The organism is Psychrobium sp. nBUS_13 (assembly GCF_051201665.1).
Lineage (GTDB): Bacteria > Pseudomonadota > Gammaproteobacteria > Enterobacterales > Psychrobiaceae > Psychrobium.
Genome location: NZ_CP179210.1, coordinates 4185882 through 4210689 on the forward strand (window position 1 = coordinate 4185882; position 24808 = coordinate 4210689).

Below are 24808 nucleotides of genomic sequence, written 5' to 3' on the forward strand. Positions count from 1 at the left end.
GGTACTGTTAGCCTATCTTTTTTACTCTGGAATTAGGCCATGGGCAAAACGTCAACAACAGTTCCCATCAAAACCGCACTGGTCGGTTTTGGTACCTCAGGCAAGCATTTGCACTTGCCATTGTTGCTTGCTGACGCAAATTTCCAGTTAGTTTCGGTATCAACTCATCGCAGCAATGTTTCAAATGCATTACCCCGTGGATGTAGCCAACGCTCGTTTACTCAGGTTATCGGTGATCCGATGATTGAGTTGGTTATTATCGCCACCCCAAATGACACCCATTTTGAATTAGCAAAAAAAGCACTGGAACACGGGAAACATGTGGTTGTAGAAAAGCCTATAGCGCTAAATAGCAAAGATGCTGACACGCTGCTTAAGCTGGCACAGGAAAAAGAACGAACCATCACCAGTTTCCATAATCGGTTATGGGATTGTGACTTCTTAGCGATAAAATCAATTGTAAATGACGACAAGCTAGGTCGACTGCACTCTTATGCGGCTCGTGTTGATCGCTACCAACCAGATGTTGTCAGTAATTGGCGAGATAATCCTCAGTTTGATGGTGCAGTGTGGGAATTAGCACCAAATCTAATTGTGCAAATATTAACGTTATTTGGTAAACCTAACAGTGTTTTTGCTGATGTATCTACTTTGCGAGATAAAGCGAGAGCACCCGATAATTTTTATCTACGATTAGCTTATACCAATTGCATTAAGTAAGTGATCTTGTTGTGCGTAGAGAAAATCAGCTAAAACAAGGCGCTCGATTGACTAATAGCTGGCTATTAGGATTGAGAGCAACGCCATTTTAGTTAATTTTAACAAGTACAAGTGGGCAAATATTTAATGCAATTAATGGTATTATGCAAAGCTTAATGTCGAAATTAGAACAAGCTCCCTCGTAAAGCATTTTGGCCCACGTTTTGTTATTCATGGCGATCTAGACAGCTTTATTAAACAAGGCATCGATCCTCAACATCAGCAACTTAAAAACGGGGTTACACCTTGCGATAATAAGTTTGGTAAAGAACAAATCGATGACTGGGGTTCGTTATACACCAATAATAGCGATGAAGAGATTTTAGTACCGTCACCCGCTGGCGACTATTGCGCATTCTATCGTCACCTGTTTGATACCATTAAGCATCAAGCCCCGTTGCCTTGCGATAATCAATTAGCATTAGATATGGCGCAAATAATTGAAGCTTCACAACATTCAAATGATTCGAATCAGGTCATCATGCTCTAGTTTTTGTATATAAGAAATAAGCAGAAACTTGCCCTAGTTCCCATGTAATTAGTAGAGCCAATAATAATGCTATGTTATAGTATCGCGCTGCCTAATTAACGTTCTTTATCAATGATTTTACTACTAAGCATTTTGGCGCTGTTCATCGGTCCATTGCTATTTAACTACACAAGCAAAAACAACAAAATGCTCGATCTATTCGACGGTTTTATTTTTGTTGTGATTGGTGGTTTAGTCATTTTTCATATTCTTCCCGAAGCTATCGAAACAGTAGGCTTATGGAGCATCTTATTTGTTGGTTTAGGGCTCATAGGACCAAGCCTTGCAGAACAACTATTTCACAAAGCGGCGGCTATCACGCATAAATCGACGTTAATCCTCGGTGTCACAGGACTCGTGATTCACAGTCTGACCGATGGCGCTGCCATTGTTGATGATCCTAATTTTGACCAACTAACGCTCATCATTGCCGTTATCGCCCACCGCCTACCAGTTGGATTAACCGTATGGTGGCTATTACGTCCTCATTTTGGCAAAGGCGTTGCACTCGCGGTATTAGGCTTAATGGCTGTCGGCACTGGCTTAGGCTCAATGGTTGGCGAACAAGTGCTACCTCAACTCAATCCACAAACTATCGCACTTATCGAGAGCTTTATTGCCGGTTCAGTACTACATGTTGTTTTCCATCGTCCATACGCTGAACACCATCATGATGAATCTATCGCAGAAACGCATTTCGATGGATTGGGCTCACTGCTAGGTGTTATTTGTTTAGTGACAATTTTGATGACCGGCCACGAACATGACAATGTTGAAGCACACCAGCAATTAGATTTATTAGTGGAATTAGCCTTGATGTTATCGCCATTTTTATTAGCGGCTTACTTTCTCTCGAGTATTACCAAGCTACTATTTTCAGACAGCCATTCCATAAATGTCAGCACTGAACGTCCAACAAAGTCACAAACGTTGCGCGGTGCGCTCCTCGGTTTACCCTTACCGTTCTGTATTCCTGATGCCACTAAAGCCTACAAGTTGCTACAAAAACAAGGCACCAATGCCACGATGGCATTAGCATTTTTAGTGTCTGCACCGATCTTAGGCTTTGAATCGTTACTGGTATCGCTGCCGTTATTGGGTGTCGAAACAACAGCAGTAAGGCTCGCGTGTGCTCTTGTTATTATTGTTTGTATCGCGTTAATGTTAGCCCGTTTTATCCCTTCACAGCAGCCTGTCAAAGCTGAAAAACAAGCAGAGATAGCCAACAAGCTAAAACACGCCTTACGCCATGGGTATGAGCATTTACTTGATCATACCGCGCCATGGTTAATGGTGGGTTTGGTACTAGCGACGTTATTGACCTTTGGCGAGCATCAAGCGCAGTGGTATGACATTCTACTTGTCGCAGCCATCGCGTTACCATTTAGACTGTGTGCAACGGGAATTACGCCACTTGCAGCCGCTATGTTAATCAGTGGCTGGAGTCCTGGTAGCGCATTGACATTATTGTTGATAGGCCCTGCAATTAACATTGAGTTACTTAAGTTTATTACTCAGCGTCATGGCAAAAAGCTAGCCTGTGCATTTAGCTTGCTTCTGCCAACTATCGTGATTGCTTGTGGCTATATTGTCGATGCGACATTTGCGTTATCTGTACCGCAATTACTCGATATCAATCACGCATCTGAAACGAACTTATTTGAAGTATTTTGTCTTGCAGTGATTTTATTACTCATTTCATGGTCTTTGTTACGCCGTGGCGCACGTGCATTTGTGGCCGAATTACTACCGAAGTTTGAACTCTTTAGCCACAAACATCACCATCATTAATCGGCGATAAAATCTTGCTGTGTTGCTAACACAGCAACTATTCTTGATTTCATCGTCATTAGCGCTTCATCGCTATAGGGCACAGCCTGACCGACACCCCATATTGGCCCAGGCCATGTTTCATCACTGATAAACCTAACTACGTGATGAACGTGAAGTTGAGAAACTACATTTCCTAGCGCGGCAACATTCATACTATCGCCATTAAACTCATTCATTAATGTTTCAGCGACCATTACTGATTCTAAACAGAGCTGCTGTTGTTGCTCCGCTGTAAGTTGATAGCTCTCCGTAATATTTGCGATGCGAGGCACTAAAATACACCACGGATAACGGCTATCGCGACTCATTAACACGACAGACAATGGAAAATTGCCAACAACAATAGTGTCGCTCGCTAATCGTTTATCTAACTCGAACATTGAACCCTCTTTATTACACATTATTTTTAGATCACCCAAGTGTCATACAAATGAAATCCCTTTGTCATATTCATCACATCTAATAGATAAAACGCATGGCAAATTAACGGACTTATCATATGAAAATAGCGACTCTTTCCAAACTATCAACCAGCCTATTGTTTGTGATTGCGATTACTTTGGCCGCTACGCTTTGGTGGAGTGCTAACACTTTACATGAACACGACCAACGCCAACAATCGTTTCTTAAAATACGCCAACAGTTCAGCATTGATATTCAGCGCATTATCGCTCAATACCTCACGAGTGGCGACGCCACAAAGCTCACTCAAGCCGAAGAAGAACTTGCAGCCATAGAAACCTCGTTAAGCCATTTCTCTGAAGATGCAGCACAGTTACTCCCGTTAATAAGCCAACTTAATACCGACATCAAACAAAAGTACCGCGCCGCCGGTAAACTCAGTGGTAATGAACAGCAGCTACTAATGCATGCAGAGCAGGAGATTTTTGTTATTGGAGTAAGTATTGAAAACTACTTGCTTGATCACACCACCTCTCATACTAAAGAAGTCATGGATTATACCCATGCATTATCTGAGCTCATTTCACTGAGTTATCAGTTATCTTTGCAGCGTCAAAAATATTTCGATTCAAAATCTGAAAAAACGCTCAATTACATCAAGCAAATTAACGAGCAACAAAAATTATTACTCGACAAGTTAACGGGAATTGAACGCTACGGAGTAAGTGAGTCGCAATCAAATATTGAAGAAGATGACGACCCGCTTTCAAGTCTTGATGATGACGAAGAAGAAAACGTGTTGGAAGAACAGATGAGTGAATTATCTGATCTACTTAATCGCTACCCAAGAGAATTAGCAAAAACAGAACAAAATATTCGTTCACAAATCGAGATTATCAAAGAACTCAATAATGCACTCAACACCATTGATCACGAGCTAGCATTGCTTGGTCAATCAATCTCAACGTTACAAGAATCAGTCAAGCAGCAAGTAAATATGGTGCAAGCAGCAATCACCGCCTTATTGTTAATTTTTGGTTTATTAACGTGGTTGTTCCAACGTAAACATATCTTGTTGCCGCTCAAAAAATTGAATATCGGATTTAGTCAACTTGTTGATAGCAATCTTAGTCAGCCGTTAGAATTAGCCAATAATGGCTCTGAGGTTGGAGACATCGCAAATAAATTTAACCTATTACTTGATAGAACTGAGTTAGAGCAACAACAAAAAGAAAAGCAACTCAACACAGTGCAGCAAGAACTCTCACAGCTATTAGAGGAATTTCAACAAGTCAGTGGTCATATTGCAGACGGTGTCAACGATGTAGAACATGCCCAAGTATTAATGTCTCATGTCAAAGAGCTAGCAGATGACGTCGATAGCAGCTCAGCCCACATTCAAGAGTCTGCTTCGTCAACAGTAGCTGCCATTGATGAAAGTCAGATATGCGTACAACAGGTTATCACTTCAACACATTCTGCTAGCCAAGCCATTAAAAATAGCAAGAACTCTATTGAAGCCTTACTTTCATCGGTGAACAGCGCAACGACTATCATCGACGTAATTAGTAATATTTCAGAGCAAACTAATTTGCTAGCACTCAATGCGGCTATTGAAGCAGCGCGTGCCGGAGAGCACGGTCGCGGCTTTGCTGTCGTTGCAGATGAAGTCCGCCAGCTCTCTATTAAAACTCAACAATCGCTGGGCGATATTTTAACTATCTTAAAACAGCTCAAAACGTCATCCAACGAACTAGCCACTGACGTCACGCAAATGGGCAATACCACAGAGCAGCAATATCAAGATTCAAACTCCCTACTAAGCATGACAGAACAAGTCAGTGAGCAAACCAAATCGTCACTGTCTGCTGCTCAAAACGGTGCAACAAATGCCAGTAACCAACGGCGCAGTATCCTCGAATTCAATCAGTTAATGGACAAGCTTAAAGAGAGCAGCGAGCGTTCATCTAACACCAGCCAATCCATGGTCAATCAACTCTCGACACAAATCACCCGCATTGTTGCCACGTTTAATGGATAACAATAACGGATACCGTCTCAACAATTAGTCTAACTTAGACTAAACCAGACTAAGAATTGGTTGAAATTAATTCAGCCAACTTCTAGGATAAACGGAAGTATAGACGTCTAAAACAACCAAGGAAGTATAATGAAAGCTGAAACTCTTGCCATTCACGCTGGCTATAGCCCAGAAGAGACAACCAAAGCCGTTGCGGTTCCTATCTACCAAACCTCAAGCTACGCCTTTGACAATACCCAACATGGCGCCGATTTATTCGACCTCAAAGTTGAGGGAAACATTTACACCCGCATTGGCAACCCAACACAAGCCGTTTTAGAACAGCGTGTTGCAGCACTTGAAGGTGGCATCGCGTCATTAGCGCTTGCATCAGGCATGGCGGCTATTACTGCAACCATTCAAACATTGGCAAGTGTTGGCGACAACATAGTCAGTATTAGCAAGTTATACGGCGGTACTTACAACCTTTTCGCTCATACCTTGCCAAAACAAGGCATCGAAGTGCGCTTTGTCGAACAAGATGACTTCTCTGGCTTAGAGCAACTCATCGATGAAAATACCAAAGCAGTATTTTGTGAATCCATTGGTAATCCCTCTGGTAATATCGCCGATATTGAAAAGCTTGCAGCCATTGCTCATCGCCATGGTGTACCGTTAGTTGTCGATCATACCGTCGGCACACCAGTATTATGTCGCCCATTTGACCATGGTGCCGATATTGTTGTGCACTCACTTACTAAATACATCGGCGGTCACGGCACCTCTATTGGCGGTATCATTGTCGATTCAGGTAATTTCCCATGGGGTGATCACAAAGAGCGATTTGACCAGCTAAATACGCCAGATCCGTCTTATCATGGTGTGAACTATGTAGAAACTTTTGGCGCTGCTGCCTTTATAGCACGTGCTCGTGTCGTTCCTTTACGCAATATGGGCGCAGCCATTACTCCCTTTAATGCTTTCCAAATTATGCAGGGCTTAGAAACATTAAGTTTACGTATGGAACGCCACACCGAAAACGCCCAAAAAGTCGCGGAGTTTTTAGAAAACAGTGACTGTGTTTCTTGGGTCAATTATGCCGGATTAACATCATCACCAGATCATGAGCTTGCTCAAAAATATTATGGTGGAAAACCAAGTGCCATTTTAAGCTTTGGCATCAAAGGTGGTGAAGCAGCTGGCGGTAAATTCATCGATGCGTTGAACCTTATTACCCGCTTAGTAAATATTGGTGACGCCAAGTCATTAGCCTGCCACCCAGCATCAACAACTCACCGTCAATTAAACGCGCAAGAGCTGGCAAAGTCAGGCGTGAAACAAGAGATGGTTCGTTTATCTATTGGTATTGAACACATCGACGATATTCTTGCTGATGTAGAACAAGCCTTAGTGGCAAGTCAAAAGTAGTTTTTTCAAAATGATAGGACAGTGCATCTTGTTAATTAAAATGCACTGCCTGTAGTTTAAAGCGTTGAAGTTACATTACGATGGTTTGACGCTAACCTATCTCGGTATAAAACGAATAACGTCACCAAAATAATCACCTGTGCCAATGTCGAAAGAAAAGACCCTTCAAAGCCAAAAGCACCGCCATTGAGTAAATTTTCTTGAGTCATACTAATTTCGACAATCGAATAAGTATCTGTACCGCTAACATTAAACCCAAGGTGCGTTTGGAAGAAATTCCAACCAAAGTGTAGTCCAATCGCCATCCATAGGTTTTTGGTATAAAGGAAAAAAGCACCCAACATAAAGCCAGCGACAAACAAATCAAATACACCCATTATGGACAAATTATCATTGCCTAAATGTACAATAGTAAAGATAATCGATGAAGCAATTAGCGCAAACTTAGCGTTATAACGCAATTGTAATTTCCGCATTAAAAAACCACGAAATATCAATTCTTCAGAATAGGCTACCGCTAAAAAAACTACTAACGAGCACAGTAAATCCAATGAGTTAATGGATATACTTTCAATGCTGATTTCTCCAAGCATAATCAAAATGGAAAAACCTGACGCCATAACAGCACCGCCAATAACAGTACCGATAATAAAATCTCGACACTTATTATTAGCCGTTAAACCGACTTTAATGGACGGGTTAGTATCATTAACTTTAACAAAGAGATACACCACCACAGAAGCAATAATGGCAGATAGCACAGTAGTCACTAAAAACTCCGGCTCAGAAAATACTAGATCGCCGTCTAAGGGAATGTCGGCAAGAATGATATAGATGCCTTGAATGACAATTTCGGCACAAATATAAGTGAGAAAGAAAAAGAAAATACTGCCCCAAACCTGAGTTTGTTGAGTCATCATACAGTCCTTGTATATACAGTGAAAAACAGAGTGTAGACCAATTGTTTCTCATTTACTCACTAAACACAAATAAATTTAAAATTGAGAGAAATGTAACCTTGTATGCACATAACTTACGAAAATTTAGAATGTACGTAAGGAGCACCACATGAATAAATTAATCATATCCATCGTCATTATCAGTTTGCTAACAGGTTGTGGAGGTGGCGGAGGAAGCGCTCCCGACACAACCCCTAGTCCAACACCAGCACCCAGCCCAACGCCCACAGTAACACTATCAAAGATTTCGTTTTCTGAAACAAAGGAAAATATGCGGGCCGGAAACAACTTATCAGCCCGAACCGTAACGGCCACTTATTCAGCCGAATCAAAAAAGGAAGTAACCAACGAGGTTACATGGCAAAGTAGTAATTCAAATGTTGCTACAGTAGACAATTCTGGTGAAATAGAAGGGCTAATTGCAGCGAAACAACAATAACGGCGACTCTAGATGGAAACTCTACGACCCTTGAATTAGCAGTTCTGGTCGGCATTTCAAAAGTTGAAATAACCAATGACCACACGATAACAGCCAATAGCGATCCCGTTGAATTGGTCGCCAACGTGTTTTTTTCAGACAACACTTCGTCTGCGAATGAAGAGTTAACTTGGTCGATAGATAATTCTGCCTTGGCTAGTATTAGCGAAGAAGGAACCTTTACCCCGATGGCAGCCAGCACTGTTAACGTTACAGCACAATTTGAATCAGTTAAGGGGGAACTTACGATTGTCATCGGGAGCGAGGCACATAGTAGGCTAGAAGCAGTACAAGCATTTTCTGTACTCCCTTCTAAAATAACGACTGTATTTAAAGTGTTTGATGACAACGATGCCCCTGTCACCGGACTTGCGGAAACGGGTACTGACAAATGGCGTTCTAATTTTCTAGTTTCTGAGTTTAATAGCGAAACTGGGGTTAAAAAAGAAGGTATTGATACCTCTGTGGATCACAGAGCACTGCTAGATAATATTATTATTAGAACAATTCCTTAGTCCTTCAGATAAGTACCAGTAACTTTGTCGCTGGTACTTAAACCATCGCCGCCTGCACATAAACGTCAAAGCGGTTAGCTTTAGAGTCTAATTGCATGCTTGGTTTCTTCTCGTTGAGGAAACCTGCATAGCTTGGACGTTTGACGACAACGCGTTTAGTGGCGGCATTAATAGCTAACTCAAGTAAACCATCTGCATCAGGATCGGCACCAACTAAGCTTTGAAATACGCGCATTTCCTTTTTCACCTGTGCCGATTTTTTGCGATGCGGGAACATTGGATCAAGGTAAACCACATCATGACTATTAGTCAGTTGAGCTAAGCCCTCTAAAGAATTGTTATGGGACAATGTTAGGCGCTGTGACAACCACTCGCCAATTTCAGGATCTTGGTAACCCCGTTGCAAGCCATCATCAAGTAATGCGGCAACCACTGGTGAACGCTCAAACATGGTAACGGTACAGCCTAAACTAGCAAGGACAAAAGCATCTCTGCCTAGACCTGCTGTTGCGTCCAATACATTGGGATTAGCACCAAACTTTAGGCCACAGGCCTTAGCAATCAGTTGGCCTCGACCGCCGCCAAATTTGCGGCGATGCGCGACAGCACCTTCAACAAAATCAACATAAACAGCGCCAAGTTTTGGCTCGTCTAATTTAACCAATTGCAAACGTTCGCTGGTTAATTGCAACTGAAATTGATGATTATCATCAGCGTGCGATGCTAACCCCCAGCGTTTGGTAAGTAACTTAGCTTGAGGCGTCAATGAATCATCATCAGCAATAATGGCAATATCTAAAGTTGCCATTATTTGCTAAATCCAACGCGATTATCACCCACGCTATAGGCTAAAATCATGCTCAGTTCAGTAAGCGATAAACCACATTGCTTGTGCCATTCATTAAATTGATTTTGAATTGCTTTAAGGCTTGTTTTCGATTGTAAGCCACCGGTAATAACACCACGGGCCCGCATATAAGCTTCGACATCTGATGATAATCTAAAGGTATCTTTGCCTAACGCACGTAAAACGTTATAAGCGGTAAATCCACCGAGGCGACTACCGCGGCGTTTAAACAAATCACACAATCCTATAATGTCACTGTCAGGCCAATTAGCGATAAACTCGCCAATTGGACCGTGTTCACGTTCGATATCGCTAATCAACAATGCATTGTCGCGAATAGTCGTTACTTTTTTAAGGTTGCGGATGATTTTTGGATCGGTGGCTTTTCGTTCAACCATTTCATCGGGCATCATCAATATTTTGCTAATATCAAAGTTAAAAAAGTGTTCTTCAAAATCAGGCCACTTCGCTTCAACAACTCGCCATACAAAGCCCGATTGGAAAACAGACTTTGTCATTTGAGCTAACACACGGTCATTTGTTATTGCCGCAATGTCAGACGTTGGCAGTGGCTGATAAACCAGACTTGCTAACGCTTCTTCACCACCTTTACGCTCCGCAGCGCGGCTGATAATAGCGTCAAATTGTTCAACTTTAGCCTCGCCGGTAGGCTCTACTGATTTTGTATTCATTAGGCTGCTTCAATCCCACTGTGACGTAACAACGCATCAACTTTTGGCTCACGGCCCATAAAGTTCTTAAATAAAGCCATTGGCTCTTGTGAACCTCCTTGCTCGAGTACGCTTTCTAAGAACGATAATCCAGTTTCACGATTGAAAATACCTTCGTCTTCAAACCGTGAAAAAGCGTCTGCAGAAAGCACTTCAGCCCATTTATAGCTGTAATAACCCGCGGCATAGCCACCAGCAAAAATATGCGAGAAACCGTGTTGGAAACGGTTAAAGCTTGGTGGAATAACCACTGAATATTGCTGACGCACTTCATTCAGTACTTCACCAACACGCGCACCTAATTGAGAGTCGAAATTAAGGTGTAATTTAAAATCAAATAGTGAAAATTCTAACTGGCGAATCATTTGCATCGCACTGTGATAATTACGCGCAGCCAGCAGTTTATCTAACATAGCTTTTGGCAGCGGCTCACCGGTTTCAAAGTGACCTGAAATAAAGGCTAGTGCCTCTTCTTGCCAACACCAGTTCTCTAAGAACTGACTCGGTAATTCAACCGCATCCCAAGGCACACCGCTGATACCTGACACCGCTGAGATATCAATCTTTGTTAGCATGTGATGCAAGCCGTGACCAAATTCATGGAACAAGGTAACCAGCTCATCATGAGTGAACAATGCCGGTTTATCGCCCACAGGTTTGTTAAAGTTACAGGTTAAGAATGCGACTGGATCTTGCAGTTCACCACTTGCTTTAATGCGGCGATCTAAACAATCAGCCATCCATGCACCACCACGTTTGTTTTGACGAGCGTATAAATCGAAATAGAAGCCGCCACGATGTTCACCGTTACGATCGCTAATGTTGTAATACTTCACATCTTTGTGCCAAACATCGACGTCTGTTTGCTCGGTGATGCTTAAACCATATAAACGCGATACCACTTCAAACAAACCAGCAACCGCTTTATCTTCAGGGAAGTATGGACGTAGCTCTTCATCGCTAATTGCATAAGTGTGCTGTTTAAGTTTTTCGCCATAATAGGTCATATCCCACACTTGCAAATCGGTTGCATTGTGATGTTCTTTAGCAAAGGCTCTTAACTCAGCCAAATCACGCTCGGCCTGTGGTTTCGACTTAGCGGCCAAATCTTCAAGAAAATCGACAACTTGCTGCGGCTTTTCTGCCATTTTTGTCGCCAGCGACTTATCAGCAAAGCTATCAAAACCTAATAACTGAGCGAGTTCATGACGCAGCGCTAATGTTTCGTTGATAACGTCACTGTTATCCCATTGATTAGCATTTGGCCCTTGATCTGATGCTCTTGTACTAAATGCTGTGTACATTTCTTCACGAAATTGTGCATTATCAGCATAAGTTAAAACAGGTAAGTAACTTGGGAAGTCTAACGTAAATAGATAACCGTCTAATTCTTTGTCTTGAGCCATCGCTTTCGCGGCATCGATAGCGCTTTGAGGTAAACCAGCCAATTCGTTCTCATCAGTAATGACCTTAGTCCAACCTGCCGTTGCATCTAATACATTGTTGCTAAAATTAGAACCCAGTTCTGATAAGCGCTTGCTAATTTCACCGTAACGCTGCTGTTGCTCAGGCTCTAACGCAATACCAGATAGTTTGAAGTCACGTAATGCATCGTTAATTACTTTCTGCTGAACGCTAGTCAGTTGTTTGAACTCCGCACTATCAGCGAGTTGTTGATAGGCTTGGTAAAGATCTGCATTTTGGCCAACCCAGGTGCTGTATTCACTAAGTGCCGGTAAACACGCTTCATAAGCTTGACGTAATTCTTCACTATTTAACACGCCGTTAAGATGACTGACCGGAGAAAAAATACGGTTAAGCTTATCGTCAGACTCTTCAAGTGGCGTCACTAGACTGTCCCACGTATAAGGCGCGCCTTGTGCAAGCACTTGTTCAATGCTTTCACGACATAATTCAATAGCCGCTTTAACGGCGGGTTCTACATGAGCAGGTGTAATTTTGCTAAATGGTGGTAAGCCGGTCATCGTAAATAACGGATTATCTTGTAATTGCTGCGACGCATTGCTCATGGTTGAATCCCTAAATTTTGTTAGTGCTAAATAGAATGGGGATTTTTACTTCGTTATTCAAGCCACCGTGTGAAAGAAATACCTAATAGCCTAGGTCTATCATAGCCATCGGAAACTGCTAACAGTTGTTTTAAATAGGTGAATCTGTTGTGCGTAAGAAAAATTAACGAGAACAAGGCAGTAATCGTTCATTTTAACAAGCTCAAATGTTCAATCATTTAATGCAATTGTTATTACTCGTAATAACCAAAAATCTCGTTATACTGAATCCATATTTTATTTTCCATCGATTAACGATTAGGAATATCCATGATTGAAGAATTTGATTACATCTCTATTGGCGGCGGCAGTGGCGGCATTGCTAGTGCGAACCGCGCCTCTATGCGTGGCGCTAAATGTGCCATTATTGAAGCCAAAGCTATGGGCGGCACCTGCGTAAACGTTGGCTGTGTTCCTAAGAAAGTGATGTGGTATGCAGGGCATATCGCCGAAGCACTGACTTACGCACCGGATTATGGATTTGAATTTAAACGCGAAGGCTTTAATTGGTCACAGCTTGTTAAAGAGCGTGAAGCTTATATTGGCCGCATTCACGACTCTTACGATCGCGTTTTAGGTAACAACAACGTTACTGTTATCAATGGTTACGCCCGTTTCATTGACAAAAACACCGTCGAAGTTGATGGCAAGCAATATCGCGCTAAGCACATTACTATTGCTGTTGGTGGCACACCAGTAACGCCTGATATTCCAGGAGCAGAATTTGGTATCGATTCAAACGGTTTCTTCGAGCTAAAAGAGCAACCTAAGCGCGTTGCCGTTGTTGGTGCAGGCTACATTGCGGTAGAACTTGCAGGTGTAATGCACGCATTAGGTAGCGAAACTCACCTATTAGTACGTCGTGACAAGCCATTACGTGCTTTTGACGACATGCTTAGTGATACGCTTGTCGAAATTATGGCGAGCGAAGGTCCTACTCTTCATACGCAAAGCACACCTAAATCGGTCATCAAAAATGACGATGGGTCATTAACGCTAAATTTAGAAAACGGCGAAAGTATTGATGTTGATTGTTTAGTGTGGGCTATTGGCCGCCGCCCGGTAACAGAAAATCTAAACCTAGACGTGACAGGTGTAGCAACTGACGAACGTGGTTACATTCCATCAGACAAATATGAAAACACCAATGTCAACGGCATTTACGCCCTTGGCGATGTGTGTGGCAAAGTTGAGTTAACCCCTGTTGCTGTTGCTGCTGGTCGCCATTTAGCTGAACGTCTATTTGGCGGTCAAGATAACGCCCATTTAGATTACACCGACATTGCAACAGTGGTGTTTAGCCACCCACCAATCGGTACTATAGGCTTAAGTGAAGCCGACGCTATCGCAGCTCACGGTGAAGAAAACGTTAAAGTATATAACTCGCAATTTACCGCCATGTATAGCGCTGTGACTCAACACCGTCAACCAACACGCATGAAACTTGTATGTGCGGGTGATGACGAAAAAGTGGTTGGTCTACATTGTATTGGCTTTAACTGTGACGAAATTATCCAAGGCTTTGCGGTTGCCATTAAGATGGGCGCCACCAAAGCTGATTTCGATCGCACAGTAGCTATTCACCCAACATCGGGTGAAGAATTTTGTACTCTTTAGATCGGACTCTGGAAAACTAAAACTATAGATTTGTATTCTCTGGAAAACCATATTAATCTGAGTATTAATTATTGATTAGATGCTATTTTAGTATGGTTTTTATTATTCAATCAGATGACCTTCAGATCGATAGTAAATGTATCTTTAGTCTGAATCATCAGCCAAAAATTCGATTAAAAGGCTTTCCAACTTTTTATTCAAAACAAGGTAAATACATCTATCCTGTTAATTTATGGATGAACTACCTAATTAATCTCAAAAAATCTAAAAATATAAATTCGAATGTTAGATCAATTAAACGATACTGGAATTTTTTAGAAGAGAATAACTTTTCTTGGGATGTGTTCCCCACAGATAAACTTTTAAAGCCTACATATCGTTTTAGAAACGATAATTTACTCGCCAGTATAAAACGTGGAGAAATAGAAGCCTCAACAGCTTCACTATATATGTTACACGTGATTAAATTTTATGAGTGGGCAGGACATGAACAACTAATAAAATTTGACAAATTATCTAAACCTTTCGATTACGAGTATCTGAAAATTAGTAATCAAGGGGGGGAATTCTAAAAAAAGAAACAATGAGAATTTCCCCTGAGCGTAAGTTGTCTGTAAAGGCAGTTGAAGATGAAGCTAATTGTGGGGATGGTACTGCTTACTATTACAAAGATGTAATTCAAGATATTAAAAAGCACATTACCGATCAAAAAAGGTCATCAGACAATGTATCAAAACTTGACCAGAATAGTTTACGCTCACGATTAAAGAAAGAATCAAAATTGAAGGATAAGTATAGAGCTGAAATTAAAAGTCTCAAAATGCAATTATCGTTTTTAGCAGCTCAAAATAACGAATTTGCAATATCTATTCAGCAATATAAGCAAAGAATATTAGAGTTAGAAAATAATATAAAGACTATAAAGTAAATTGTAATAGCTCAAATATAACCTAACAGACACCGCTATCAAACGAATAGCTGTCAGATCAAGTCTGAGTTATTACACTTGATTCGAGCTTAAATTCAATCGCTACCGTAAAAGTTATCGCAGTATTCGAATAGAATTAAAGATCAAATTGGGGCGCGGTAGGCTGGTCACCACCACGAGTTACGTAGTAAATAGATTCACCACTGGCAATATTTTCAAATGAACGTACCGAGCCAATTGGTGTAGTGAAGTTATCGCCTTCACTTAGCTCAATTTTTTCGCCGTCAACAACCAGCTTAATTGCTCCTTGGTGAACAAAAATAACTTCCTCTTCAGCGCGTTTATGAGCAGGTACGCTAGCACCACTTTGTAATTTCAAACCTCGAACAACAAAACCGTGTTTCCAACCAAGTTTCGACGTAGAAATACCTTCCGCCGGGCTGTCACCTCCCACTAAAGAAACTTCTTGCACGCCTTCAAATTGTGCCAACACAGTATCTTGCCCCCAATCGAAATCGCTAATGCGGATCACAATTGATTCTAACGCTTCGCTAGAGATTACTCGGTGCTCGTCAATTTGGGCTTGTGATGTCACAGGCATTGGATTTTTATCCTTAGACACTTCTTCCCCTTGTATTGTATCTACTAAGGAACCATCTTCCATCAGAATTAAACCAAACTCTTTTGCCATATCGAAAACTTTCGGCGCCCACAAGACACGGCCAGGATCATCGCCACCTAGCACAGCATGCAAATAACCTAAGTTATCTCTATCTCCTTCAGTTACACCTTCTACACATTCAAAGCCGCGGAAAACATCCATCGGAATAGAAATGATATCACCGTGCTCTAGTGTAACGCGGCCATCGTCTGCATTAACCCCAGAAATGAAATCCCATTTTCCCGTGTGAACGACAAAGACTTCTTCGGTTAAATGGCTATGCTGTGAGTTAAGACATCCGGCAGGTTGACGAGCACCACCAATATTAAAACCATGCGCAATGCTAATATGTACATGTTGATCTGGGTTTTCTGCAACCCGGGCCCAATTACTGTAAAGTTTTCTTTCTTGTCTGAGCCCGGGCTACGGGTATCAATAAATGCATTGGTACATGGTTTTAAATCTTGATATCTAACGGCTCTATTTTCTAATGACATATGATTTTCCTCGTGTAAGTCTATTATATTTTTATCTGTTATTGGGCTGTCCAACCACCGTCTACCTTGATGCAAGTACCAGTAACCATCGCAGAAAGGTCACTTAACAAGAACAGGCAGGCATTAGCGACGTCGTCGGTTGTTGCAAGTTTTTTCATTGGGATCCTGTCAAAGACGAATGATTTGAAAGCTTCATCTTGAAACATAGGTTCGGTAAGTGGTGTTAGTACAAACGTAGGTGCCACTGAATTGACGCGAATTCCCTGAGGTGCAAGTTCAACACCCATTGCCTTACTTAAGCCTTCAACACCGTGTTTGGACATACAATATAGAGTTCGTCCCGGTGAGCCTACATAGGCCATTTGTGAAGACATATTAACAATAGAGCCTCCACCAGCGTTGAGCATAGGTGTTAATGCCGCTTTTGCTGTGCGATACAAACTCTTTAGATTGAGATCGATAACTGCATCCAAATCTTCATCAGCTTGCTCCAGCATCGATGCCACACGATTGGTACCTACGTTATTAATTAGGCCATGTAGCTGAGGCAAAGCTTTGACTTTATCTGTAAAACTCACCGCTGATACGTCTTCTACCCACACTTCAATCTGCTCAGGAGCTTCTTGTTGCAATAATTCCAAATCCGATTGAGTACGTGCCACAGCAATTACTTTTGCACCACATTTGGCGGCCATTAATGCGCAGGCTCTACCGATACCTTTACTAGCTCCCGTAATAAGCACCGTTTTTTCTTTTAAAAGCGTTTCATTAAAACCGAACATAATTCACCCTAAGTTTATTTTGCATTCGAAGTCATTATTAAGTACGATGAATTTACAATCAAGAGAATATTGTTATTTTAGATCAATAAAACTACAAAAATTGGAGCGAAAAATGATCAAGTACCTCAAGAAAGGCCCCACGCATGAAGAAAAAGCCAAATCTAACAAAAAGGTTCAATCCATCGTTGAAGGGATCATTGCAGATATCGACAAAAATGGTGACCAAGCAGTAAAAAATTACTCAGAAAGCTTCGACAAATGGACTCCGGAGTCATTTAGACTTTCAAAAGAAGAAATTGCTGCTTGTTATAAAGAAATTAGTGAACAAACGATCGAAGATATTAGATGGGCACAAACCCAAGTTCGAAACTTCGCACAAATTCAGCGTGATTCAATGAAAGACGTTGAAGTTGAAACAATTCCAGGCGTTACATTGGGTCACAAGCACATTGCAATGGAATCTGTGGGCTGTTACGTTCCAGGTGGTAAATATCCATTAGTAGCCTCTGCACACATGAGTGTTGTAACAGCAAAAGTAGCTGGCGTAAAACGGGTTATCGCCTGTGCTCCTCCGTTTGACGGCAAACCTTCCCCAGCGATTGTTGTAGCAATGGATATGGCTGGTGCCGACGAAATATACTGTTTTGGTGGTGTTCAAGCAGTAGCAGCAATGGCAATTGGGACAGAAACTATAGCACCAGTAGACATGATTGTTGGGCCCGGTAACGCATTTGTTGCTGAAGCTAAGCGCCAATTATTCGGTCGTGTTGGTATAGACTTATTTGCAGGTCCAACTGAAACACTAGTTATTGCCGATGAGTCAGTAGACGGTGAGTTATGTGCCGCTGACTTACTGGGTCAAGCTGAGCATGGTATAAACTCGCCAGCAGTGTTACTAACAAACAGCGAAAAACTAGCTAAAGACACGATTGCAGAAGTTGAGCGTCAACTAACTGTTTTACCTACTGCCGATGTAGCAGGTCAAGCCTGGCGAGACTTTGGCGAAGTTATCGTCTGTGACAATTACGCAGAAATGTTAGATGTTGCCAATGAGCTAGCTTTCGAGCACGTACAAGTCATGACGGAAAACATAGACTACTTTAAAGACAACATGCAAAACTTCGGCGCTCTATTCTTAGGTCCCGAAACGAATGTATCTTACGGCGATAAATGTATTGGTACGAACCATACCCTTCCAACTAAAAAAGCAGCGCGTTATACTGGTGGGCTTTGGGTAGGTAAGTTCATTAAAACCTGTACTTTCCAAAAGGTTACTGAGGAAGCTTCTGTCGTTGTTGGCAACTACTGTTCTCGCTTATGTGCGGTTGAAGGTTTTGCCGGCCACAAAGAGCAAGCAGATATCCGCTTGAGAAGGTACGATAAATAGAGAAATTTGCATTGGATAAGAAAAAACGTGTTACCTCTTATGACGTCGCAGAAACAGCTGGAGTCTCTCAGTCAGCAGTTTCTCGGGTCTTTTTAAAAGGGCGAAGTGTCTCTAAAAAAACTAGAGACAAAGTATTAACAACCGCCAAAGAGCTGGGATATAAACCCAATGCGATTGCACGCATGCTAATTACCAAGCGTTCAGGAATGGTTGCCGTTATCCTATCCTCTCGTGCAAATCTCAATTTTCCTGAGGTATTATCTATGTTAAACAAAAAACTGTCTGAAAAAGACGAACGAGTACTTTTGTTTAATTTAGATGATTCCGAAGGATTGGACGAAATTTTAGAGCAAATTTGGACCTTCCGAGTCGACGGAGTTATTGCATTAGCAGCCCATTTCGACAACGAAAGTATTGAACAATTTAAAGATCACAACATCCCTGTTGTTTTATTTAATCGCGTGGTTCCAAGCCAAACTGCAAGTTCAGTTTGCGTTAATCACCAACAGGGAATTCTGCAATTAATTACGCTACTTCACGAACATCAACATCGCGATTACCTAATAGTGGGTGGTTATCAAGCATCCGATGTTGCACAAGAGCGCTTAGCCTGTGCAATAAACGCATTATCATCATACGGTCATAACAATGTATCTGTATTACACGGTGATTACAGCTATCAATCGGGCCGTGATGCTTTCGCCCAGTGGATGCAAGACAACCCCGCTCCTACAGCCATAATATGTAGTAACGATACAATGGCAATCGGTGTAATTGACGAAGCGCGTAGCAATTGGAACCTCAGAGTACCAGAAGATCTGTCAGTAGTTGGCTTCGACGGCGTTGCAGCTGTTGCTTGGCACAGTTACCAATTAACGACTATCAAACAGCCACTTGAACAAATGACAAAAGCGGCAGTAGAGATACTTCTAGAACAGATCGAGTCACCTGACGATCCAGCGCAGCTAAGAGTGTGGTCCGGCTCCTTATTAGAAGGAAAAACCGTTGGTCCGGCAAAAAAAGACAAATAAACCGATATTAGTTTTTCTCCCTGGTACGCTTTGCACTAAGGATGTATTCACGCCATTTTTGAGTAGTGAAGACTATCAAAGCATCACTATTAATTTAACTATTGAGAGTTCGCTGTCACAAACAACAAAACTCATCAAGCAAAAAGTTGGTCAACAACCTGTAATATTAGTTGGATTTTCGATGGGGGGAATGATCGCCTTCGATTTTATCCGTACCTACCCTCACCTTGTTGCAGGACTGTGCTTATTGAATAGTAATTGTCATGCCGACCTTCCGGGACGCAAACAAGCAAGAGACCTCCATCTCGCAAAAGCTAAAAATTACGGACTAGAATCTGTTTTTAGAGAACATTATCTCGCCAATTATTTTAGCGATATCAATGGTCCCAATGCCGAGATGGTTGTTAACATGGCTAACCAACTTGGTGTTGAGGTTTTTGAATCTCAGTTATCAATCTTGGCCAGTCGACCTGATTCGATGGAAGGTTTGTCAAAATTAGACTGCCCAACACTGATAATTGGTAGCCAAGATGACATTCTGTGTCCGCCACTACACCAAATTTTTATGGCAGGAATAGCCAAATGCTCTGAGTTACACATACTCAACAACGCAGGACATTTCGCCTTACTAGAACAGCCACAACAAATTAAAGCCATCATCAAAAAATGGCTGGAGCAAACTCATGAGTCAGTTTAATCAAGCACTCGCCGACAAAGCGCCTCTTCTCGGTACCTTCATCAAAACGCCACACCCACATAACACTGAGGTATTGTCGCAGCTAGGCTTTAATACATTGTGTTTAGATGCAGAACACGCACCATTTGGTCGCGCCGATCTCGACCGTTGTATTCTAGCCGCTCGCGCCAATCAACAACACGTAATTGTGCGTATTGCTAACGATCATCACGACACCGTACTCAACGCCTTAGATTTAGGTGCCGACGGCATTGTCGTGCCTCACGTTAAAACACCAAAACAGTTAGAGAAAGTCATCGCAAACAGCTATTACGGACACAATGGACGAGGCTATGCAGGCTCAACCAGAATGGCCAGCTATACCACAAGCACCATAGACAAAAATCTTGAGCATAATAAAAACAATACCACTGTCATTGCCCAAATTGAAGATCTCGACGCCCTAGATTACCTTGATGATATTTGCCAAGTAGAAGGGTTACACTGCTTATTCATCGGCCGCATGGATCTCACCGTCGCGCTTGGGGAAACCAACCCCAATGCGCCTATAGTGATTGAAACTGTGGAGAAAATTGTCGCAACGGCGAATAAGTACGGTGTAACTACGGGGATGTTTATCGCCAATTTAGACGAATTAGAGCAATGGATTGAACAACAAGTTTCACTATTCCTACTCGGCTCTGATCACACCTTTATGCTCGCCGGCGCTCGCAGTTTGCAAGCGCGTTTTGAACAAGCGAAAAATAGATAAAAACTAAAACCGCATATAAAAAAGCATCGATATTTCGATGCTTTTTTGATTAAGGTGAGGGTATTAAACTAACTTCGTGCCATCAACCAAAGTTTGTAACTTAGCATAAGCAATATCAGGCGCCACTGAGCCGAAGCTAGCAAAGGTACCAAAACCACAATCGGTACTCGCTACAACGCGTTCACGGCCAACAATATCGACAAACTGCTTAACGCGCTGCGCCACTAATCGAGGATGCTCGACAAAGTTGCTCGTACTATCAATAACGCCCGGCATAAGGATTTTCGATTCTGGAATTTCGAGTTTACGTTCAGAAAACACCTGCCATTCGTGACCGTGACGCGGGTTTGCAGTTTCGAACAACAACTGATCGGCTTTAACACTCATCAAGGTATTAAACACTTTATCCATCGAAATATCACAAACATGGGGTCCTTCATAATTTCCCCAACAGATATGAACACGTACATTTTCGGCAGGTATACCTTCAAGGGCATAATTTAGCGCTTCAACATGTTGTGCCGCAATTTTCAGAAACTCATCATCACTCAAATCGTTAAATAGCATATGACGAGACAATGCTAGATCAGGGCAGTCCAATTGCAAATCTAATCCCGCATCAATAATCGCTTGATATTCCTGGCGCATGACATTGGCTAATTGTTCGAGATATGCTTCAAGCGACGGGTAATATTGATTAGGTAAGAACAACGCAATTACACCCGGTGAAGCAGCATTCATAAAACCTTTCGCCGCTTTGTGCTCACTTAGTGCATGTGTCACGTGCTTAATATCAGCATGAAGATCATGCGTGTCTTTCACTGAAACTTCACCAGTACACATCGGACGCGCATACGTCGGTGTGCTGCCTTGTTTAGCTAATCGTTCTAAAAACTGTGGAAACAATTTTAAATCTGCGGGAGTATTGCGCTCGCTATCACCACTAAAGCCACTATAACGGTCCTTAACATAGGTCGCATAAGAGATTTTTGACGTTTCACCATCAGAGACAATATCAATGCCCAAATCGACCTGTTTCTTAACAACATCACTTACGTGGCGCTGCATTGTTTCGTCAAATTCCGACTGACTAAACGCTTCACCGTTTTCCTTGGAAAAAATTAAATCAACAACCTCTTGATGACGAGGCAAAGACCCAACATGGGTGGTTCGAATAGGTTTAGACATAACTCTCTTCTCTATATGCTATAAACAAAAAAAGCCAAGCAGCTAACACGGCTACTTGGCTAAGGTCTTTATGGAATTAAGACAAATTTATTCAAATGAATATTTTAAACTCAAGCCCCAAGTACGTGGATTATTCCAGTTTGCTTGTACCGAGTTAGCTGGTGCGCCATTAACAATTTGAGAATGAACAACACCACGGGTTAATACTTCTTCATCCGTTAAGTTCTGAACGAAGAAATCAACCTGAACATTCTCACTCATAATGTATGATATACGAGCGTTAACCATTGCATGAGCATCAACTTTCACATCATCGATATTAGTATCAAACGCATAGTAGTCGTCTGAATAGTTAATCGAGATATGTGGGATTAGATAAGCACCATCGCCTAAATCATGCTCATAAGTAGCCGTTAAGCCCAAGGTAAATTCTGGAGACATAGCAGGACTCCAACCTTTAAAGCTAAACTGACTATTGTTGTCATTAACGTCTTGGCGACCATTTAGATTACCCAAACCAAGTAATGGACGCAGTTCAGAGTTACCTACGGCGTAATCATCAGTAAATGAAGAATCTAAATAAGCGAATGAACCTGCAATAGTTAACTCATCTGTTGGGTACCACTGTAATTCAAACTCTGCACCAACAGATTCAATACCGCCGCCATTTTCATAATACTCGAAAGTCGTTTGGCTGCCTTCAGCAACACACTCAAGAATGGTTTGACCTGAAGTTGTATCATTACAAGCTACGGCGAATAACTGTGCTTTAACATCGTCATATTCATTGATAAATGCAGCAGAATTAAAGCGCATTGCACCATCTAACAACATGGTTTTAGCACCGAACTCATACGAAATAACTTCTTCGTTATCGTATAGGGCATTTGCACCGCGAGAAACTACACGCGCGTCATTTGCACCACCAGTACGGTAACCAGTTGCAGCACTTGCATATAACATAGTGTCATCACTGTAATCATACTCAATCGCTAGTTTCCAAAGCACAGCGTCATCATCCCAGTCAGGAATGCTATCACCAGTAAAGCTTTTCTCGTCTTTGTTATAACGCAAACCACCGACTAAGCGCAGATCATCTGACACTTCGTAGCGCAATTGACCAAATACCGCAATAGAATCAACCGTGTGCGGATCGTAATCAGGATTACCCCAGCTTGGAACGACGATACTATCGGCAGTGCCATTACCCGTGGTATCTTCACGCCATAACCAAGACCAATCAGCTTCTTGATCGTAGTAGTACAAACCAGCGATCCATTGCAGTGGACCTTCGTGATTTGAAGACAGTTGTAATTCTGTCGATAGATTCTTCTGATCATCTTTACGACCAAAACCACCGAAGAAATCTAAACCACCATCACTATAGTCGTTATCGTAAAATTGAGAACCAGACAGCTCTGAATAGTTGGTTGTCCATTTTACATCAATGCCATCGCCGTAATAATCAAGTACGGTTGTTGCAGAAAATGTTTCCTGCTTGTCTAACGAGAACGCGTTGCGATAAACATCGTAAGGTCCTTTATCGTTGCGTTGGACATTGCCGGGCTGATAAATATGACCACTGCTCACTGTTGCATTTGGATTAAATACACCTGAGCCAGGTGACGTTTCAGAAATTTGATAACCCGCGATTTGTTGATAGCCCCAGATGGCTTCTGAGTTTGCATCTTTCTTAGAGTAATCTAGACGCACGGTAAAGTTAACGTCTTCGCTCGCTTCGTAACGGGTTACAGAGCGAGCATAAAATTGGTTCTTTTCGCGTAAATCATCAGAAGGACCAGGTAAAACATGGTTTTCGATCATGCCGTCATGACGATCTGAAGCAACAACCACACGCGTCGCTACTTTATCGCTCATCGGAATATTTAAAATACCCTCGTAAGCACTGCGATTATATGAACCCGTCGTTACTTTAACGTTACCTTCCAACGAATCCATAACGGGTTGCTTGGTAATAACATTAATACTGCCCGCAAAGGTATTACGACCGTATAAAGTTCCTTGAGGACCACGTAAAACTTCAATACGCTCAACATCAACAAAGGCGCCTAAACCAGCTGTTGTCGTCGGCACATAGATGCCATCTTGGAAAATACCAACAACCTGCTCGGCGATACCAGTACCTGCAACACCAACCTCGTTAGTACGAGCGCCACGCATTGCCGGACGAACTTCACCACCTGAACTACCCACTTTTAGACCGGGAACGACACTGTCCAAGCCAGTCAGATCAACAATACCAGCGCGCTCAATATCTTCGTCACCCATGGCAGTGATCGACGATGATACTTCTTGCAAACTTTGCGCTTGACGGTTAGCTGTAACCATAATGGTTTCAACTTCTTTCTTCTTTTTCGCCGTGTCTTTCTTTGCATCTTCAGCCATTGCTGAAGGAAGAATCATCGCATTGGCAACGGCCAATGCAACAACCGACTTGGTTAACGTTTTATACGCATTTGACTTCATTTGTGGTTCCCCTTACTTGCGGCACTGCCTACAAGCTCTTTGCTGTGAATTTCTCTTATCGTTCTAAATAGTGTTTATTTTGTAATCACAACATATTTGTACTTCGGATTCACAAGTAAGTCAATTAAATTTAAAAACCAATTAACAAACAACTAACAGAAATCAACGTAAAACCTTTAAATAAACACCTTAACCATTAATTTTTAAGAATA

24 protein-coding genes are annotated in these 24808 nt (G+C 42.0%); 14 read left to right on the forward strand and 10 right to left on the reverse strand.

Annotation, left to right across the window (positions count from 1 at the left end; all coding sequences use genetic code 11):
- Nucleotides 1–39: 39 nt before the first annotated feature.
- The 3 genes from ACMAZF_RS19550 to ACMAZF_RS19560 all read left to right on the forward strand — a co-directional run bounded on the left by ACMAZF_RS19550 (nucleotide 40) and on the right by ACMAZF_RS19560 (nucleotide 3079).
- Nucleotides 40–720, forward strand: coding sequence for a Gfo/Idh/MocA family oxidoreductase (locus ACMAZF_RS19550; RefSeq protein WP_435275375.1), 681 nt, complete (start codon nucleotides 40–42; stop codon nucleotides 718–720).
- A gap of 163 nt (nucleotides 721–883) precedes the next feature.
- Nucleotides 884–1249 carry a Gfo/Idh/MocA family oxidoreductase gene (locus tag ACMAZF_RS19555; protein ID WP_435277292.1) on the forward strand — a complete coding sequence of 122 codons (366 nt, stop codon included), beginning with the start codon at nucleotides 884–886 and terminating at the stop codon, nucleotides 1247–1249.
- Between the two features lie 111 nt (nucleotides 1250–1360).
- Nucleotides 1361–3079: a permease gene (locus tag ACMAZF_RS19560; protein ID WP_435275376.1), complete on the forward strand. Its 1719-nt coding sequence runs from the start codon at nucleotides 1361–1363 to the stop codon at nucleotides 3077–3079.
- On the opposite strand, the gene ACMAZF_RS19565 is transcribed toward ACMAZF_RS19560, so the two are convergent.
- On the reverse strand, nucleotides 3076–3501 hold the full coding sequence (locus ACMAZF_RS19565) for an HIT domain-containing protein (RefSeq protein WP_435275377.1): 426 nt from the start codon (nucleotides 3499–3501) through the stop codon (nucleotides 3076–3078). The two genes, ACMAZF_RS19560 and ACMAZF_RS19565, sit on opposite strands and share 4 nt — an antisense overlap.
- Before the next feature lie 119 nt (nucleotides 3502–3620).
- Here ACMAZF_RS19565 and ACMAZF_RS19570 point away from each other — a divergent pair, with 119 nt between their 5' ends.
- Nucleotides 3621–5564: a methyl-accepting chemotaxis protein gene (locus ACMAZF_RS19570; protein WP_435275378.1), complete on the forward strand. Its 1944-nt coding sequence runs from the start codon at nucleotides 3621–3623 to the stop codon at nucleotides 5562–5564.
- Nucleotides 5565–5693: 129 nt separating this feature from the next.
- Nucleotides 5694–6971 (forward strand): bifunctional O-acetylhomoserine aminocarboxypropyltransferase/cysteine synthase, encoded by a 1278-nt coding sequence (locus ACMAZF_RS19575; RefSeq protein ID WP_435275379.1) that lies wholly within the window; start codon nucleotides 5694–5696, stop codon nucleotides 6969–6971.
- Between the two features lie 56 nt (nucleotides 6972–7027).
- Here ACMAZF_RS19575 and ACMAZF_RS19580 read toward each other — a convergent pair whose 3' ends face one another.
- Nucleotides 7028–7891, reverse strand: a complete 864-nt coding sequence (locus tag ACMAZF_RS19580; protein WP_435275380.1) for a CPBP family intramembrane glutamic endopeptidase — start codon at nucleotides 7889–7891, stop codon at nucleotides 7028–7030.
- A gap of 148 nt (nucleotides 7892–8039) precedes the next feature.
- Between ACMAZF_RS19580 and ACMAZF_RS19585 the strand changes: the two genes are divergently transcribed.
- Both ACMAZF_RS19585 and ACMAZF_RS19590 read left to right on the forward strand, forming a co-directional pair.
- Nucleotides 8040–8369, forward strand: a complete 330-nt coding sequence (locus tag ACMAZF_RS19585) for an Ig-like domain-containing protein (RefSeq protein ID WP_435275381.1) — start codon at nucleotides 8040–8042, stop codon at nucleotides 8367–8369.
- A gap of 68 nt (nucleotides 8370–8437) precedes the next feature.
- Nucleotides 8438–8923, forward strand: coding sequence for a hypothetical protein (locus ACMAZF_RS19590; RefSeq protein ID WP_435277293.1), 486 nt, complete (start codon nucleotides 8438–8440; stop codon nucleotides 8921–8923).
- Between the two features lie 37 nt (nucleotides 8924–8960).
- Here the strand turns inward: ACMAZF_RS19590 and ACMAZF_RS19595 are convergent, their stop codons facing one another.
- From ACMAZF_RS19595 to prlC, 3 genes are read right to left on the reverse strand one after another with little or no spacing between them, the layout of a single operon-like run.
- Nucleotides 8961–9731: a class I SAM-dependent methyltransferase gene (locus ACMAZF_RS19595; RefSeq protein ID WP_435275382.1), complete on the reverse strand. Its 771-nt coding sequence runs from the start codon at nucleotides 9729–9731 to the stop codon at nucleotides 8961–8963.
- Nucleotides 9731–10462: a DNA-3-methyladenine glycosylase I gene (locus ACMAZF_RS19600; RefSeq protein ID WP_435275383.1), complete on the reverse strand. Its 732-nt coding sequence runs from the start codon at nucleotides 10460–10462 to the stop codon at nucleotides 9731–9733. The genes ACMAZF_RS19595 and ACMAZF_RS19600 overlap by 1 nt, the downstream gene beginning before the upstream one ends.
- A complete protein-coding gene (gene prlC, locus ACMAZF_RS19605; RefSeq protein ID WP_435275384.1) occupies nucleotides 10462–12531 on the reverse strand; it encodes an oligopeptidase A in 2070 nt (689 codons plus the stop codon). The genes ACMAZF_RS19600 and prlC overlap by 1 nt, the downstream gene beginning before the upstream one ends.
- A 309-nt stretch (nucleotides 12532–12840) precedes the next feature.
- Between prlC and gorA the strand changes: the two genes are divergently transcribed.
- The 3 genes from gorA to ACMAZF_RS19620 all read left to right on the forward strand — a co-directional run bounded on the left by gorA (nucleotide 12841) and on the right by ACMAZF_RS19620 (nucleotide 15115).
- Nucleotides 12841–14187 (forward strand): glutathione-disulfide reductase, encoded by a 1347-nt coding sequence (gene gorA / locus ACMAZF_RS19610; protein WP_435275385.1) that lies wholly within the window; start codon nucleotides 12841–12843, stop codon nucleotides 14185–14187.
- Between the two features lie 92 nt (nucleotides 14188–14279).
- Nucleotides 14280–14759, forward strand: coding sequence for a hypothetical protein (locus ACMAZF_RS19615; protein WP_435275386.1), 480 nt, complete (start codon nucleotides 14280–14282; stop codon nucleotides 14757–14759).
- A gap of 11 nt (nucleotides 14760–14770) precedes the next feature.
- Nucleotides 14771–15115, forward strand: a complete 345-nt coding sequence (locus tag ACMAZF_RS19620; RefSeq protein WP_435275387.1) for a hypothetical protein — start codon at nucleotides 14771–14773, stop codon at nucleotides 15113–15115.
- Between the two features lie 136 nt (nucleotides 15116–15251).
- Here ACMAZF_RS19620 and ACMAZF_RS19625 read toward each other — a convergent pair whose 3' ends face one another.
- The 3 genes from ACMAZF_RS19625 to ACMAZF_RS19635 form a co-directional block, all read right to left on the reverse strand.
- On the reverse strand, nucleotides 15252–15938 hold the full coding sequence (locus ACMAZF_RS19625) for a cupin domain-containing protein (RefSeq protein WP_435275388.1): 687 nt from the start codon (nucleotides 15936–15938) through the stop codon (nucleotides 15252–15254).
- A 107-nt stretch (nucleotides 15939–16045) separates the two neighbouring features.
- Nucleotides 16046–16273 carry a hypothetical protein gene (locus ACMAZF_RS19630; protein WP_435275389.1) on the reverse strand — a complete coding sequence of 76 codons (228 nt, stop codon included), beginning with the start codon at nucleotides 16271–16273 and terminating at the stop codon, nucleotides 16046–16048.
- Between the two features lie 38 nt (nucleotides 16274–16311).
- Complete coding sequence (locus ACMAZF_RS19635) at nucleotides 16312–17055, reverse strand: SDR family NAD(P)-dependent oxidoreductase (protein ID WP_435275390.1); 744 nt, start codon at nucleotides 17053–17055, stop codon at nucleotides 16312–16314.
- A gap of 112 nt (nucleotides 17056–17167) precedes the next feature.
- Between ACMAZF_RS19635 and hisD the strand changes: the two genes are divergently transcribed.
- Genes hisD through ACMAZF_RS19655 form a run of 4 tightly spaced genes read left to right on the forward strand, consistent with a single transcriptional unit; the run spans nucleotide 17168 to nucleotide 20921 of the window.
- Nucleotides 17168–18442: a histidinol dehydrogenase gene (gene hisD, locus ACMAZF_RS19640; protein ID WP_435275391.1), complete on the forward strand. Its 1275-nt coding sequence runs from the start codon at nucleotides 17168–17170 to the stop codon at nucleotides 18440–18442.
- Nucleotides 18443–18453: 11 nt separating this feature from the next.
- The gene (locus ACMAZF_RS19645) at nucleotides 18454–19473 is read left to right on the forward strand and encodes a LacI family DNA-binding transcriptional regulator (RefSeq protein ID WP_435275392.1); all 1020 of its coding nucleotides are present in this window, start codon (nucleotides 18454–18456) and stop codon (nucleotides 19471–19473) included.
- A 58-nt stretch (nucleotides 19474–19531) separates the two neighbouring features.
- The gene (locus tag ACMAZF_RS19650; protein WP_435275393.1) at nucleotides 19532–20170 is read left to right on the forward strand and encodes an alpha/beta fold hydrolase; all 639 of its coding nucleotides are present in this window, start codon (nucleotides 19532–19534) and stop codon (nucleotides 20168–20170) included.
- On the forward strand, nucleotides 20157–20921 hold the full coding sequence (locus tag ACMAZF_RS19655) for an HpcH/HpaI aldolase family protein (RefSeq protein ID WP_435275394.1): 765 nt from the start codon (nucleotides 20157–20159) through the stop codon (nucleotides 20919–20921). The genes ACMAZF_RS19650 and ACMAZF_RS19655 overlap by 14 nt, the downstream gene beginning before the upstream one ends.
- A 63-nt stretch (nucleotides 20922–20984) precedes the next feature.
- Here ACMAZF_RS19655 and ACMAZF_RS19660 read toward each other — a convergent pair whose 3' ends face one another.
- Nucleotides 20985–22109 (reverse strand): cobalamin-independent methionine synthase II family protein, encoded by a 1125-nt coding sequence (locus ACMAZF_RS19660; protein ID WP_435275395.1) that lies wholly within the window; start codon nucleotides 22107–22109, stop codon nucleotides 20985–20987.
- Nucleotides 22110–22196: 87 nt separating this feature from the next.
- The gene (locus tag ACMAZF_RS19665) at nucleotides 22197–24596 is read right to left on the reverse strand and encodes a TonB-dependent receptor (protein WP_435275396.1); all 2400 of its coding nucleotides are present in this window, start codon (nucleotides 24594–24596) and stop codon (nucleotides 22197–22199) included.
- Nucleotides 24597–24808: the final 212 nt, after the last annotated feature.

Bases quoted from the DNA above. Each gene is read 5' to 3' on its own strand.
- ACMAZF_RS19550 (WP_435275375.1), top strand. From the start codon at position 40: ATGGGCAAAACGTCAACAACAGTTCCCATCAAAACCGCACTGGTCGGT.
- ACMAZF_RS19560 (WP_435275376.1), top strand. From the start codon at position 1,361: ATGATTTTACTACTAAGCATTTTGGCGCTGTTCATCGGTCCATTGCTA.
- ACMAZF_RS19565 (WP_435275377.1), bottom strand. From the start codon at position 3,501: ATGTTCGAGTTAGATAAACGATTAGCGAGCGACACTATTGTTGTTGGC.
- ACMAZF_RS19570 (WP_435275378.1), top strand. From the start codon at position 3,621: ATGAAAATAGCGACTCTTTCCAAACTATCAACCAGCCTATTGTTTGTG.
- ACMAZF_RS19575 (WP_435275379.1), top strand. From the start codon at position 5,694: ATGAAAGCTGAAACTCTTGCCATTCACGCTGGCTATAGCCCAGAAGAG.
- ACMAZF_RS19580 (WP_435275380.1), bottom strand. From the start codon at position 7,891: ATGATGACTCAACAAACTCAGGTTTGGGGCAGTATTTTCTTTTTCTTT.
- ACMAZF_RS19585 (WP_435275381.1), top strand. From the start codon at position 8,040: ATGAATAAATTAATCATATCCATCGTCATTATCAGTTTGCTAACAGGT.
- ACMAZF_RS19595 (WP_435275382.1), bottom strand. From the start codon at position 9,731: ATGGCAACTTTAGATATTGCCATTATTGCTGATGATGATTCATTGACG.
- ACMAZF_RS19600 (WP_435275383.1), bottom strand. From the start codon at position 10,462: ATGAATACAAAATCAGTAGAGCCTACCGGCGAGGCTAAAGTTGAACAA.
- prlC (WP_435275384.1), bottom strand. From the start codon at position 12,531: ATGAGCAATGCGTCGCAGCAATTACAAGATAATCCGTTATTTACGATG.
- gorA (WP_435275385.1), top strand. From the start codon at position 12,841: ATGATTGAAGAATTTGATTACATCTCTATTGGCGGCGGCAGTGGCGGC.
- ACMAZF_RS19615 (WP_435275386.1), top strand. From the start codon at position 14,280: ATGGTTTTTATTATTCAATCAGATGACCTTCAGATCGATAGTAAATGT.
- ACMAZF_RS19620 (WP_435275387.1), top strand. From the start codon at position 14,771: ATGAGAATTTCCCCTGAGCGTAAGTTGTCTGTAAAGGCAGTTGAAGAT.
- ACMAZF_RS19625 (WP_435275388.1), bottom strand. From the start codon at position 15,938: ATGGATGTTTTCCGCGGCTTTGAATGTGTAGAAGGTGTAACTGAAGGA.
- ACMAZF_RS19630 (WP_435275389.1), bottom strand. From the start codon at position 16,273: ATGTCATTAGAAAATAGAGCCGTTAGATATCAAGATTTAAAACCATGT.
- ACMAZF_RS19635 (WP_435275390.1), bottom strand. From the start codon at position 17,055: ATGTTCGGTTTTAATGAAACGCTTTTAAAAGAAAAAACGGTGCTTATT.
- hisD (WP_435275391.1), top strand. From the start codon at position 17,168: ATGATCAAGTACCTCAAGAAAGGCCCCACGCATGAAGAAAAAGCCAAA.
- ACMAZF_RS19655 (WP_435275394.1), top strand. From the start codon at position 20,157: ATGAGTCAGTTTAATCAAGCACTCGCCGACAAAGCGCCTCTTCTCGGT.
- ACMAZF_RS19660 (WP_435275395.1), bottom strand. From the start codon at position 22,109: ATGTCTAAACCTATTCGAACCACCCATGTTGGGTCTTTGCCTCGTCAT.
- ACMAZF_RS19665 (WP_435275396.1), bottom strand. From the start codon at position 24,596: ATGAAGTCAAATGCGTATAAAACGTTAACCAAGTCGGTTGTTGCATTG.